14 protein-coding genes and 1 pseudogene are annotated in these 12,238 nt (G+C 72.7%); 5 read left to right on the top strand and 10 right to left on the bottom strand.

All coding sequences use genetic code 11. The annotated features are described in order from the left end of the window. Nucleotides 1–12 precede the first annotated feature (12 nt). The 3 genes from ISP_RS20255 to ISP_RS20245 all read right to left on the bottom strand — a co-directional run bounded on the left by ISP_RS20255 (nucleotide 13) and on the right by ISP_RS20245 (nucleotide 3,357). Nucleotides 13–1,227: an ABC transporter substrate-binding protein gene (locus ISP_RS20255; RefSeq protein ID WP_013225674.1), complete on the bottom strand. Its 1,215-nt coding sequence runs from the start codon at nucleotides 1,225–1,227 to the stop codon at nucleotides 13–15. A 94-nt stretch (nucleotides 1,228–1,321) separates the two neighbouring features. Then, nucleotides 1,322–2,020, bottom strand: coding sequence for a hypothetical protein (locus ISP_RS20250; RefSeq protein ID WP_230468863.1), 699 nt, complete (start codon nucleotides 2,018–2,020; stop codon nucleotides 1,322–1,324). Further along, complete coding sequence (locus tag ISP_RS20245; RefSeq protein WP_238594876.1) at nucleotides 2,017–3,357, bottom strand: phenylacetate--CoA ligase family protein; 1,341 nt, start codon at nucleotides 3,355–3,357, stop codon at nucleotides 2,017–2,019. Before ISP_RS20245 ends, ISP_RS20250 begins: the two co-directional genes overlap by 4 nt. Nucleotides 3,358–3,638: 281 nt before the next feature. Here ISP_RS20245 and ISP_RS20240 point away from each other — a divergent pair, with 281 nt between their 5' ends. Then, on the top strand, nucleotides 3,639–4,283 hold the full coding sequence (locus ISP_RS20240) for a TetR/AcrR family transcriptional regulator (RefSeq protein ID WP_013225671.1): 645 nt from the start codon (nucleotides 3,639–3,641) through the stop codon (nucleotides 4,281–4,283). Between the two features lie 10 nt (nucleotides 4,284–4,293). On the opposite strand, the gene ISP_RS20235 is transcribed toward ISP_RS20240, so the two are convergent. Genes ISP_RS20235 through ISP_RS20210 form a run of 6 tightly spaced genes read right to left on the bottom strand, consistent with a single transcriptional unit; the run spans nucleotide 4,294 to nucleotide 9,337 of the window. Further along, on the bottom strand, nucleotides 4,294–4,842 hold the full coding sequence (locus ISP_RS20235) for a nuclear transport factor 2 family protein (protein WP_014467027.1): 549 nt from the start codon (nucleotides 4,840–4,842) through the stop codon (nucleotides 4,294–4,296). Further along, nucleotides 4,842–5,594: an SDR family NAD(P)-dependent oxidoreductase gene (locus tag ISP_RS20230; protein WP_014467026.1), complete on the bottom strand. Its 753-nt coding sequence runs from the start codon at nucleotides 5,592–5,594 to the stop codon at nucleotides 4,842–4,844. Before ISP_RS20230 ends, ISP_RS20235 begins: the two co-directional genes overlap by 1 nt. Next, nucleotides 5,594–6,442 (bottom strand): SDR family NAD(P)-dependent oxidoreductase, encoded by an 849-nt coding sequence (locus ISP_RS20225; protein ID WP_013225668.1) that lies wholly within the window; start codon nucleotides 6,440–6,442, stop codon nucleotides 5,594–5,596. The genes ISP_RS20230 and ISP_RS20225 overlap by 1 nt, the downstream gene beginning before the upstream one ends. Continuing rightward, nucleotides 6,408–7,499: an LLM class flavin-dependent oxidoreductase gene (locus ISP_RS20220; RefSeq protein WP_013225667.1), complete on the bottom strand. Its 1,092-nt coding sequence runs from the start codon at nucleotides 7,497–7,499 to the stop codon at nucleotides 6,408–6,410. The genes ISP_RS20225 and ISP_RS20220 overlap by 35 nt, the downstream gene beginning before the upstream one ends. 6 nt (nucleotides 7,500–7,505) lie before the next feature. Then, nucleotides 7,506–8,276 carry an SDR family NAD(P)-dependent oxidoreductase gene (locus tag ISP_RS20215; RefSeq protein ID WP_013225666.1) on the bottom strand — a complete coding sequence of 257 codons (771 nt, stop codon included), beginning with the start codon at nucleotides 8,274–8,276 and terminating at the stop codon, nucleotides 7,506–7,508. A 41-nt stretch (nucleotides 8,277–8,317) separates the two neighbouring features. Continuing rightward, a complete protein-coding gene (locus ISP_RS20210; protein ID WP_013225665.1) occupies nucleotides 8,318–9,337 on the bottom strand; it encodes an NADP-dependent oxidoreductase in 1,020 nt (339 codons plus the stop codon). An 84-nt stretch (nucleotides 9,338–9,421) separates the two neighbouring features. Here ISP_RS20210 and ISP_RS20205 point away from each other — a divergent pair, with 84 nt between their 5' ends. From ISP_RS20205 to ISP_RS20195, 3 genes are all read left to right on the top strand, one after another. Continuing rightward, on the top strand, nucleotides 9,422–10,012 hold the full coding sequence (locus tag ISP_RS20205; protein WP_013225664.1) for a TetR/AcrR family transcriptional regulator: 591 nt from the start codon (nucleotides 9,422–9,424) through the stop codon (nucleotides 10,010–10,012). Nucleotides 10,013–10,145: 133 nt separating this feature from the next. Further along, nucleotides 10,146–10,592: a hypothetical protein gene (locus tag ISP_RS20200; protein ID WP_013225663.1), complete on the top strand. Its 447-nt coding sequence runs from the start codon at nucleotides 10,146–10,148 to the stop codon at nucleotides 10,590–10,592. Then, nucleotides 10,589–10,852 (top strand): hypothetical protein, encoded by a 264-nt coding sequence (locus tag ISP_RS20195; protein ID WP_013225662.1) that lies wholly within the window; start codon nucleotides 10,589–10,591, stop codon nucleotides 10,850–10,852. Before ISP_RS20200 ends, ISP_RS20195 begins: the two co-directional genes overlap by 4 nt. Before the next feature lie 53 nt (nucleotides 10,853–10,905). On the opposite strand, the pseudogene ISP_RS20190 reads toward ISP_RS20195, so the two are convergent. Beyond that, nucleotides 10,906–11,064: pseudogene (locus tag ISP_RS20190) on the bottom strand (FAD-dependent monooxygenase); the annotation flags it as partial. A 228-nt stretch (nucleotides 11,065–11,292) separates the two neighbouring features. On the opposite strand from ISP_RS20190, the gene ISP_RS20185 reads away from it, so the two are divergent. Beyond that, complete coding sequence (locus ISP_RS20185; protein WP_013225661.1) at nucleotides 11,293–12,216, top strand: NADP-dependent oxidoreductase; 924 nt, start codon at nucleotides 11,293–11,295, stop codon at nucleotides 12,214–12,216. Nucleotides 12,217–12,238 lie beyond the last annotated feature (22 nt).

The raw sequence follows: 12,238 nt of genomic DNA, 5'->3' as shown, positions 1-12,238 counted from the left end.
GGTGGCGCCTTCCTAGCTGGGGCAGGTGGGCTGGGCGGACCCGGCGAACGCGCCGTTCTGGTACTGGTACAGCCAGTAGCAGTTCACCGGCGGCGCGGGCTGGCCGGCCGTGAAGGTGATCGGCTGCGGCAGCAGGCCGTCCAGCGTCTCACCCTTGACCTTGCCGTAGGCGCCCAGGACGGTCTGCCTCGTGACGGGGTCGCTCGCCTTGCCGGCGGCCGAGGTCAGTGCCTTCTTGAACAGCTCGCCGCTGGCCCACATCGCGGTCGACGCGGGCTGGCCGGCGTCGTCGTCGGAAACGCCCTGCTCGCTCATCGCGGCGCGGTAGGCCTTCACCGGTGCGGTGTCGGCCCACCAGGGGAACGCGTTGAGCGCGCCGGCCAGCCGGATGTTCGCGGTGCGGTACAGCGTGGGGGAAATCGCCGAGGCCGAAGACCCGAAGTAGCCCGCGTAGCCCTGCGCCTGGCAGTCCTTGACGACCCGCACGCCGACCGCGGGCGAGATCGACAGCTGGACGAAGTTCACCTTGCGGTTGACCAGGTCCAGGCACTGCGCGGTGTAGTTCGGCGAGGCGGCCGCGACCTGCATCGTGCCCGAATAGGTCTTGCCCGCCGCCTTGGCCGCGGCCTCGAACAGCGGCACCGCCGCGACGCACGCGGGCTCCTCGGCGCACGCGACCACCGAGATCGCGCTGCCGCCCACCGGCTGCGCGGAGGCGATCTGCATGTTGACCACCTGCGGGAAGGTGGTGGTGAGGCCGAACCAGTTCTTCAGCTTGCCCCACACGGTCGGGTTGTAGCCGATGCCGCCGGTGACCGGCAGCCCGGAGTCGGCCAGGATGCTGCCGACGGCCGCGTCGGTGCTGGTGCTGGCCGCCACCACGGCCGCGATCGAGCTGTCGGAGATCAGCGAGCGAGCCGCGGCCGCCGCGGCCGGGGCGTCCTCCTTGGTGTCCTTGACGACCACCTGCACCGGGTGCCCGCCGATGCCGCCGGCCTGGTTGGTGTGGGCGGCCCAGGCCTGGAACACCTTCGTGGCCGACGCCTCCGAGGCGCCGGTCGGGCCACTGACGTTGGCCAGCACGCCGATCTTGATCGGGGTGCCGGTCAGGCCGTGCGTGTCGGTCGCGGCCGAGCCGGTCGTACTGCACGCGGCGGCCGCGAGCGCGACCACCGCCACGCCGGCCGGCCACCGGAATCGGGTGAACGCGGGAAGTCGGGTTCTCATGGGCGGGTTCTCCTCGGGCTTTCGGGTACGTGAAGGCGCACCGGAGCGCGCGGTGCAGCGGCCGGGGATCGCCCGGCCGGACGGGACCGGGCGGCTACGCCGGGATGAGACGGGGTCCGGGCAGTCCGCAGGGACACGGCGCCTGCTCGAGACGCCCGGCCGGGGCCACCAGCAGCTCGTGCACGACGTGCCGGCGGTCGCCCACGGTGGTCAAGGTGACTCCCTCGGGTCCGTGCGACAGCCGCCACTCGCCGGGATCGACGTGGGCCCCGGCTCGCCGGGGGCATTCCAGGGCGAGCGCGGGTCCGAGCATCGCGAACACGGCCGGGTCGAGGCCCGCGGCGCGCAGCGGGCCGAGCGCCTCCGGCCGGGCCCAGATCGGGGCCAGGGCGGCCAGGGCTTCCGCACAGTCCGGTTGGCGCAGCAGGCCCGTCGCCGTCTCGCCGGACATGGCGATGAACGCCTTGAACCGCAGCAGCCGCAGGAAGGTCGCGGACCGCCCGACGTCCCAGCTGTAGGGCTCCGAGTTGCTGTGCACGGTCCGCCGGTCGCGCAGGGCCCGCACCAGCGGGCTGGCCCACGGGCCTTCGAAGTTGGGCGTGCTGATGAGCACGTGATCGGCTTCGCCGATGCCCCACGTGTCGAGGACCCGGTGCGCCCAGCGCACGTCGCGGCCGAACTCCGCCCAGCCGATCTCGAACGGGACCTGCTCGCGGCCGTCGGTGTACAGCCCGATGCCGAACAGCGGGGACACCGGTCCCGGCAGCGCCGCCGCCATGCTCGCCCTGCTCATGACTTCACCACCCGGGGGAACTTGGCCACACTGGAACTGCGGGACAGCAGGTCGTCGACGGTGACGAGGTCGAGGTCGGGCTCGACCCCGACCCGGGCCAGCACCGTGTGCCGCAGCCGGACACCCAGCTCGGCGACGTCGGCGGTCCGGGCCGGTTCGTAGCCGACGCGCAGCCGCAGCCGGTCCACCGTGGCCGACTCGCGGATGATCTGGAACATCCCGTCCTTCGTCTCGGGCAGGGACTCGACGGCCGCCCAGACCTCGCTGAGCACCACCGGGGTCCCGGCCACCGTCGTCTCGTCACCGCGCCGGCCCACGACCCACATGCGGGCGTGCGTCCGGCCGCAGCCGCAGGGCTGCGTGCCGAGCCGGACGAGGTCTCCGCTGCGGTAGCGGATCAGCGGGGCCGCGCGGTTGTCGAGGTCGGTGGCCACCAGCTCGCCGACCGCACCGGCCGCGACCGCTCCCTCGCCGCCGGGTTCGAGGCTCTCGGCGAGCACCAGGTCCTCCCAGAGGTGGTAACCGTCGTGTTCGCGGCACTCCCAGCAGGTCCCGGTGTCCCCCGCACTGCTGTAGGTGAACATTTCGACGCCCCAGTCGTCGCGCACCTTCTCCGCGAGCGCGCGGCCGAGCGGCTGCCCGGCGAAGGAGGCGCCCTTGAGGGAGGACAGCGCGTCGCGGACGTCGTAGGTGCCCTCCAGCCGCTCGAGCTCGAGCACGGTCGGCATCATCAGCTGCAGGTACGCGGGCCGGAACCGCAGCAGCGCCTCGACGATCTCCCGGCCCTTGCCGATCCAGGTGTCGACGAAGATCGGCACGAGGCCCATCCCGTGGTAGAAGGTGTCGTAGAAGCCGCGGAACGAGCCCGCCGACACCAGCACCTTGTCCCCCGGCCGCAGCCCGATCTCCCAGAGGTCGCGGGCCGAACACAGCTGCAGCGGCGGGTAGGCGTCCCAGATCTCCGGGATCGGCTCGGGATCGCCGGTCGTGCCGGAGGTCGACATGATCGAAGTCAGTCCGGCCGGGGGGACGAACAGCATGCCGGCGAACGGGTCGCCGGTGCGTTCCCGGTAGGCCTGGACCTCCTTCTTGGTGAACGTCGGGATCAGCCGGCGGAAGTCGGCGAGCGTGCGGACCGCGCCCGGGTCGACCCCGGCGGCGGACCAGAGGTCGCGGTAGAACCCGGACTGCGCGTACGCCTCCGGCACCAGCTCCAGGATGCGCTTCTGCTGAAGCGCCTCCAGCTCGTCGCGGGGCATGGTCTCCACCGCCGGCTCCAGATAGCGAGAGCCGTCCCCGGTGTCCACGCGGTATTCGAGCACTGATGGTTCGAGCACTGTGGGTTGCCTGTCGGCCACGGTGGGTACCTCCGGCGATCGCCTTTGATCAAAGAGTTAGAAGATTAAGAGATTTAGGTCACGACCGTAACCTCTCCGTCCAGCCAGACCCAGGGAACGGCGTTCTCGTCGGAGGTCGACGACTTCGGGATCTTCGTGGAGATCAATTGCCTGCACGCCGGCCTGCGCGCCACTTGGAGACCGGGTCGCCATAGTGTAAATTATTTAACTATTGGGATCCGTTCCGTGCTCTCGGGACGGTCGGCCGGAGCGGAGGTGCGATGTCGCAGCTTGCCGTTGTCGAAGGCTCACCCGGGGATACCGAAGCCGCCCACATCCTGCGCGCGGCGTGGGCCGTGCTCGAGCGGTCGCACTTCCGCTCGCTGAAGATCCGCCAGGTGCTCACCGCCTCCGGCACCTCCGCCAGCACCTTCTACCGCGCCTTCCCCAGCAAGTCGCACTTGCTGCTCGCGTTGCTGGAGGACGAGACCGCTCGCGGAGACCGACGGCTCGCGCGGTGGATCGCCGAGGCGGACACAGCCGTGGACAGGCTGCGCGCCTGGCTGCTGTTCAACGTCCGCACGATCTACCGGCCGGAGCTCGCGGAACGGGCCCGGCTGTTCCTCGGCTCGGGACTGGTCGAAGAGCTTCCCGAGGACGTGCACCGGCTCTACGACGTCACGGGCAAGCGGCTGGTGGAGGTGATCCGCGGCGGCATGGCCGAGCGGGTGTTCCGCCCCGGCGACCCCGTCGCCGACGCCGCGATGGTGCGCCACCTCGTGCACGGCCTGCTCAACGACGGCCTCAACGGCCGGCTGCGCATGTCCGAGGAGCAGGCCCTGCACACCACGTTCGACTTCGTGCTCCGGGCGTTGCGTCCGACCTCCGACACGCGCGAAGAACGCACCCTGTGCGCGCTGCCCTGACAGCCGTTCTTCAGCCGCGCACAGGCCGGTGCGTGGGTGCGTCCGGCTCCCCCGCCCAGAAGCCGTGCCAGGCACGGTCGGCCCCGGGCAGCGCGGGCGGCCCCCCGGTACCCCAGCTGTCGAACCCCACGAACTGGGGGTGCTCGGCCACGTCCGCGGCGTACCAGTGTCGCTCGCGACGTCGTTCGAACAGCCACTCGCCGTCGACCAGCCGGTAGCTGTCGTCGTAACGGATTGCCATCACGATCCACCGGTCGCCGACCTCGTGCTCGGCCCGGCAGTAGACCTGACCGGTCGCGGTGCCGTCCGGACCGAGCTCGATCCGGTGCCCGGCCAGCAGGTGCACCGAGCGGTAGAACCAGCGCAGCTGCGGTTCGATGTAGGCGCGCAGGGCCTCGCGCCCCCGGCCGTGGCGGCCGAGGTCGACATCGGGGACGAACAGCGCGACCCAGGCGTCGAGGTCCCGCTGGTCCACGGCCAGGGCGTAGCGCATCGGGAGCTGCCCGATGGCCAGCTGCGCCTCGACCCGGGCCAGCCGCTGCTCGGTCGTCCCGGCCATCACGCGCCGCCGGTGAGCATCAGCGTGTCGCCGGTGAGGTAGGCCAGGTCGTCGCTCACCAGCGCGACCACCGCCCGCCCGATGTCGGCCTCCGGGTCGCCCAGCCGGCCCAGCGGCATCGTCTTCGTCAGCTTCCGGAACCGCTCGGGATCGTCCTGGGCGAACTGCTCCGCCGCGGGCGAGAGCGCGTTGGGCACGATCACGTTCACGCGGACGCCATAGCGGCCCCACTCCCGCGCCGCGACCCGCGAGAGCCCGCGGATCGCCTCCTTCGCCATCGCGTAGGCGCCGAAAGCGGCGTTCCCGTCGATCGCGGTGCTGGACCCGAAGTTCACGATCGAACCACCGCCCCGGGCGCGCAGCAGCGGCAGCGCCGCCTGCATGGCGTGCAGCGTGGCCAGCGGTCCGCTGCGCCAGCACACGTCGACGTCCTCGAAGGTCGTCTCGGCCAGGAGCCGCTGGACCGACGTCTGCGCGTTGTTGACGAGCGCGTCGAGCCCACCGAAGCGGCCGGCCGTCGCGGCGAGCGCGGACTCGATCTGGGTGCGTTCGGTGACGTCACACGCCAGCGCGAGCGCGGAGCCGCCGAAGGCGCCGATCTCGGCCGCCACCGCCTCGCACTTCGCGACCGTGCGCCCGGCCAGCGCGACGCAGGCCCCCTCGCGGGCCAGTGCCAGCGCGGTGCCCCGCCCGATCCCCTGCCCGGCTCCGGTGACCAGCACGACCTTCCCGGCCAGCCGCGTCGACGTCATCACACGTACTCCTTCCCGGCCAGCTGCCGGACGAGCGGAGTGTCCGCCTCCCGCGACAGCCGGTACTCACGGACTTCGCCGCCGGCCGCGTGCACGACGCGGCCCGTGATGTCGGCCGCCGACTCGGCGACCAGCGCCAGCACGACCCGCGACACGTGTTCGGGTGCCAGGTCGAGGCCGTGACCGGCGTGGTCGAGGTGGTCCTGGGACATGCGGGTGCGCGCGCCCGGGGACACCGCGTTCACCGTGATGCCGTGCGGCGCGGCTTCGTCGGACAACGCCATCGTCAAACCCCACAGCGCGGCTTTCGCCGCCGCGTACGCGACCCCCGCGTGACAGCCGGTCCGCAGTCCCGCCTCCGACAGCGTGTTGACCACCCGGCCGTACCGCCGCGCCCGCATGTGCCCGAAGGCCGCGCGGACCGTCCCGGCGCTGCCGAGCACGTTGACCGTGAGGCAGCGTTCGATGTCCTTTTGCGACAGTTCGGCCAGCTCGGCGCCGGTCAGGATGCCCGCGTTGTTGACGAGGATGTCGAGCCGGCCGAAGGTGTCGAGCGCACACCGCACCGCGGCCTCGGCGCCGGCGAAATCGGAGACGTCGGACCGGTCGGCCGCCGCTTGCCCGCCGTCCGCGACGATCGCGGCCGCCGTCCGCGCGGCGAGATCGTCGTCCTCGGCGGCGCTCCCGTCGACCGACACGGAGAGGTCGTTGACCACCACCGCCGCGCCTGCCGCGGCGAGCGTCCTGGCGTGCGCCCGGCCGAGTCCCCGGCCCGCGCCGGTGACGAGCGCGACCCGGCCGGCCAGGGGCCCGTCACCCGGCCGCTTCGCCGCCTCGTCCTCCGCCATGCTCCGACGGTATCCCGCCCGACGGGTGCGCGGTGGCTGCCGGAAGGGGAACCCGGTTCCCGTTGTCCCCACTGGAAAGCCGCGGTCCGGCCGCCCGCAGCAGCGGTGCCAGCTGGGTGGCGATCGTCTTCATGTGCCGGGCCACCACGTCCTGCCCCATGCCCGCGAGGCCGGCCCACAGGTACACGGCTTCGACGGGGGCGCCGGCGGTGTAGTCCAGGATCCGCGCGGCCACGTCCGGCGCGGTGCCGTAGAAGAAATAGTCCAGCGAGGCACGCGGTTCCCGCGCGCGCAGCCGTTCGGGATCCGCGGGGCGCGCGGGCGGCAGGGTGGTGCCCTGGCGCGCGTGCCGGGCGTAGGAGTCGACCTGCGCGGCCAGGTGCCGGGAAACCACCGGCCAGTCGCGTTCGGGATCGTCGGTGACCCAGGCCTGCACCCCACCGGCCATCCGGCCCCCGGCCGGATCGTGGCCCGCCTCGGCGAGCGCGGCACGGTAGGGCTCCCAGTTGCGGGCGTCCGCCGAGAGCAGGTTCTCCCCCAGCAGCCCGGCCCGCCGGGCGCCCTTCGGGCCCAGGTAGCCCATCCAGATCGGGAGGCGGGGCTGCACCGGCTTCGGCGTGACCGCGCCGGACCGCCACAGCTCGCGCACTTCCCTGGCCCGCGCGTCGTTTTCGGCGTAGCGCGTGCGCATCGAGGCCTCGTACAGGGCGAACTCCGTCGGCCGGTACCCGGCACCGAGCCCGAGATCCAGCCGGCCGTTGCTGAGGATGTCGACGACCGCGGCCTGCTCGGCGATCTCGGCCGCGCGGTGCAGCGGCGCGACCACCACCCCGGTCCCCAGCCGGATCCGCGTGGTCCGCGCGGCGACGGCGGCCAGCAGCGTCAGCGGGGCCGGCAGGTAGTCGTCGTCGAAGCCGTGGTGCTCGGTCACCCACACCGAGTCGATGCCCAGCCGTTCGGCCTCCTGGCACAGTTCGAGGAACTCGCCGTAGAGCGTGGCGGGGTCCCGTCGCCAGGCGGCGGGATTGCGCATGTCGAAGTACAGACCGGTGCGCATGGCCGCTCAGCCGACCGACGGCTGGTACAGCACCGCGCTCTGCCCGCAGTCCACCGGGATGGCGACGCCGGTGATCGCGGCGGCGTCGTCGGAGGCGAGGAAGGCCACGAGGTTCGCGATGTCGCCGGGCTCGACCATCCGCCGCAGCGGCAGCTGCTCGACGTAGGCGTCGAAGTCCGTCCCGAAGAAGGCTTCCAGCGAGGGCGTCCGGACCGAACCGGGCACCACGGCGTTGACCCGCACGCCGAACGCTCCGGCCTCGACAGCGGCCTCGCGGGTGAGTTGCACGACCCCGGCCTTCGCTACGCCGTAGTACGGGGTCACCCCGGGCACCTTCGCCAGCCCGGCGAGCGACGAGGTGTTGATCACCGCACCGCGGCCGCGCGGGGCCATCACCCGCAGTGCCGCGCGCACCCCGCGGAAGGTCGCCCCGAGGTTGCCGTCGATGCCCCGGGCCCAGGCTTCGTCGGTGACGTCGACGAGGGCGCAGCGGCGACCGAACCCGACGTTGTTGTGCACGATGTCGACTTGTCCATGAGCCGCGACGACCTTGTCGAACAGTTCGTCGAGGTAGCCCTCACCCAGCACATCCCCCACGGCGACCTCGCCGGTTCCCCCGGCGGCGGCGACTTCGGCCAGCGTCTCGCCGGCCCCCTCGGCGGAGAGGTCGTTGACGACCACGTGGGCCCCGTCCGCCCCGAGCCGGACCGCGCTCGCCCGCCCGATGCCCGAACCCGCACCGGTCACCACCGCCACCCGGCCGTCGAACCGTCCCATGGTGCCGCCTCCGTACCTGGTCGTCTCCCCCCTGCTGCACGTTAGGAGCCGGGCGTCCCGGGCGTCCAGGCATGCATCCCGAACGCGGTTCCCGGTGCGACGGGCCCGGGCTGGAGGTCGATGACGACCTTGCCCCGCACGTGCCGGCCGGCCTGGAGCTCGGCCGCGCGGCGGATCTGTTCGATCGGGAAGCTCGCCGCGATCGGCACCCGCAGCCGGCCCGCCGCGACCAGGCGGGCGATCTCCTCCAGGGCACCGGGAGCCGCGTTCGCGCCGTTGGCCCCCGCCACGCCGTCGACCTGGACGGCGATGGTGCAGAGGCGGCTGTCCGGGACCCCGAGCTCCCTCGCGACGTGCACTGTCTCCGCGCCGTACAAATCGAGGGCAGCGGTGACGCCGCCGGGAGCGAGCGCGCGGACCCGGTCAGCCAGGCCGTCGCCGTAGGCGACCGGCTCGGCTCCCAGCTCTCGCAGATAACCGGCCGAACTCGGCGATCCCGTGCCGATCACGCGTGCTCCGGCGATCCGGGCCAGCTGGACGGCGAACACCCCGACCCCGCCCGCTGCGCCGCCGATCAGCACCGTGTCGTCCGGGCCGGGGCCGACCGCGGCGAGAGCGGCGCACGCCGTGCGACCCGCGACCGTGAGGGTGGCGGCCGTGCGGTCGTCGACGCCGTCGGGCGTGTGGTGCGCCTCGTTCGCTGCGGTCTCGCCGGCCGCGTCGAGCACCACGAAGTCGGCGACCGCGCGGGACAGCGCACCCCCGAACACCCGGTCGCCGGGTGCGAAGCCGGTCACCCCGGCACCGACCTGGTCGACCACGCCCGCGTAGTCGGTCCCGAACCCGGCCGGGAGGCGCAAGCCGAACCGGGCGGCGGTGTCCGCGTCGGCGGTCATGATCCAGTCCATCGGGTTCAGGCCGGCCGCGGTGACCCGCACGCGGACCTGGCCCGGACCGGTCTGCGGCACCGGAACCTCCCGGACGTCCAGGACTTCGGGGCCGCCGAACGAGCCGAGCCGAACCGCCCGCGCCGTCGACGGTCGGTCGCTTTGTGCCTGCATGGGCGGTTATCTCCTTGGCTGCGTCGAAACGGACTATGCTCCGGTTACCTGACCGAGGCTAACACAACCGGAGCGTGTTCCGTTTTGCCTGAGCCGGAGAGCCGTCCGCCGCGCGCGGACGCGGCCCGCAACCGCGACCAGCTGCTCGCGGTGGCGACCCGCGTGTTCGTCTCGGCCGACGGCGAGCCGTCGATGCGGGCGATCGCCCGCGAGGCCGGGGTCGGCATCGCCACCCTCTACCGGCACTTCCCGACCCGCGAGTCGCTGGTCGACGCGGTCTACCGCGACCAGGTCGGGCGGCTGACGACCGGTGCCCGCGAGCTGCTCGGCGAACTGCCCCCGGCCGCGGCGATGCGGCGCTGGATGGATCTGTTCGGCGACTGGATCGCGACCAAGAACGGCATGCTCGACACGCTGCTCGCGATGATCGAGTCGGGCGAGATCGCCCACGCGCAGACCCGGACCGAGCTGCTGGCGGCCATCACCACGATCCTCGACGCCGGCCGCGCGGCGGGCGACCTCCGCTCCGACGTCACCGCCGAAGACATCGCCGCCTCCCTCATCGGCATCTTCACCGTCGCCCCTCGGCCCGAGCACGAAGCCAAGGCCGGCCGCCTGCTGAACCTCCTGATGGACGGCCTTCGGCACCCGTGGCCAGATCCCGGTGTTCCTTGACCGGATGGCCAGTGGTGGAGGACGTCGAGGGTGAAGAGCATGGCGGGTGATCACCACCGGCGAAAGGATCACCGATGTCCCACCCGCAAGCCCCGTTCGTGCTCTTCGACGTCACCGGCGAACGGGCGGGCGCGTGAAGGCGTTCCTGCTGTCCGTCCACGTCCTGGCGGCAATCCTCGCCATCGGGCCGGTCGCGGTCGCCGCGAGCATGTTCCCGCCCGCGGCTCGCGCGGCCCACCTGATGCCGGACGATCCCCGCAAGACCGCCGTTCCCGGCGTGCTGAACCGGATCACCCGCGTCTACGCGGTCATCGGCATTTTCGTGCCGGTCTTCGGCATCGCCACCGCGGCCGCCTTCGGCGTGCTCGGCGAAGCCTGGCTGATCATCTCGATGGTGCTGACCGCCGGCGCCGCCGTCCTCCTGGCCGGCCTGGTTCTGCCGGGGCAGCAACGAGTTCTCACCAGCGGCACCCCGGATCGGCGCCTGGCGATGTCCACCGGGCTGTTCAACCTGCTGTGGGCGGTGGTGGTCGTCCTCATGATCATCCGCCCCGGTTCGACGACCGGAGCCGTCCGGTGAACCCGCGCCGCACCCTGCACGTCCTCGGCGCCGTCGAACTCACCACGCTGGCGTTCCTGCTGCTCAACCTGGTCACCGTCCACCACCGCACGATCTCCGGCATCCTCGGGCCGGTGCACGGCTTGGCCTACACGGCCACGATCATCGCGGCGGTGCTCCTGGCCCACGGCCGGAAGCGGGTCTGGCTGTCCGCGCTCGTGCCCGGGCTCGGCGGACTGCTGGCGGCTCGCGCCGTCACTCCCGCCCGGCGCCAGGTGTGATGTCCGGGTTCGCTACCGAACGGCCACGCGGTCGATCGCTCGAGTTCCTCGGCGAGGAACTGCGCTCCGGTCATCGCCAGGGACGTGCCCCGGCCTGCCAGAGGGGACGCGCAGTGGGCGGCGTCGCCCAGGAGCGCGACCCGGCCCCGGTGCCAGGTGGGCAGGTGGATCTGGCTGACCGAATCGAAGTAGACGTCGGGATCGGCGCGCACCGCGTCGAGGATCGCCTGCACCTTCCACGAGCGGCATTCCGCGAAGTGGTCGAACAGGATGCTCCTTTCCGCACTCGGCAATGCACGCGACCGTAGCGGAAGCAATCGGCGCCGGAGGGCGGTCGTTGTGACCCGCGCCTCAACCGGTTGCCCCTGACACCGGTGTGAGAGATCAGGATGGCCACAGCGCCCCGGGACCGCCGGGGCCGGTCACCGGAAGGGGCAGAAATGGGCCAGGCATGGGGTTTCGGCAGGTTCGGCGGGCCGGAGGTGCAGGAGTTCTTCGATCGGCCCGATCCCGGCCCCGGTCCCGGTGAGGTGCTGATCCGGGTCGCCGTCGCCGGCGTGAACCCCCTCGACCACCTCCTGCGGGCCGGTCTGGTCCCCGGGCTCGACGGCGGGCGCCCGTTCCCCCGGGTGCTGGGCATGGAAGCGGCGGGAACCGTGCTCGCGCTGGGGGCGGACGTCGACGGGCTGGCGGTGGGTGACGCGGTGTTCGGCTTCGCGCTCACCGGTGGCGGCACGTACGCCGAGACGACCGTGCTGTCCGCGGCGAACACCGCGCGCATCCCGGCGGGGCTGTCCGCCACCGTGGCGGCGACGCTGCCGGTGGCGGGGACGACCGCGGTGGACGCGCTCGACCAACTCGGCCTCCCGGCCGGCGCCACGATCCTGGTCAACGGGGTGGGCGGCGGGGTCGGCCTCGCGGTCGCCCGGCTGGCCCCGTCGCGCCAGCTGCGTGTGATCGGCACCGGCAGTGCCGCCAAGCGCGAGCAGGCCGAGGCCATCGGGGTGCGGTTCGTCGACTACACCGCCGAGGACGTCGTCACGGCGGCTCGCGGGCTGGTTCCGGACGGCTTCGACGGGATCGTCGACCTGGTCGGTGGCCCGTCGCTGCGGGCGGTCGCCCCGCTGGCGCGCGATCGCAGTGCCGTCATCGCCGTCGGGGATCAGTCCGTGGCCGAGCTGGGTGGCCGGTCCGTCGAGCGCCGCCTCGACCGTGAGAACCTGGCGCGGTCCGCGCAGCTGGCGCTCGAGGGAGTCCTCGCGCCGGTGATCACGGCGATCCACCCGCTGTCCGACGCCCCGGCCGCCCTCGCCACCGTCGAGAACGGCCACGCTTCGGGCAAGGTCGTCATCAAGGTGACGTGAGAGGTCCTCGATCGCCTCGGCC

The organism is Amycolatopsis mediterranei, from assembly GCF_026017845.1.
Lineage (GTDB): Bacteria > Actinomycetota > Actinomycetes > Mycobacteriales > Pseudonocardiaceae > Amycolatopsis > Amycolatopsis mediterranei.
Note: the sequence above shows the minus strand (reverse complement) of the source record. Positions and strands in the feature narration are given on the sequence as shown.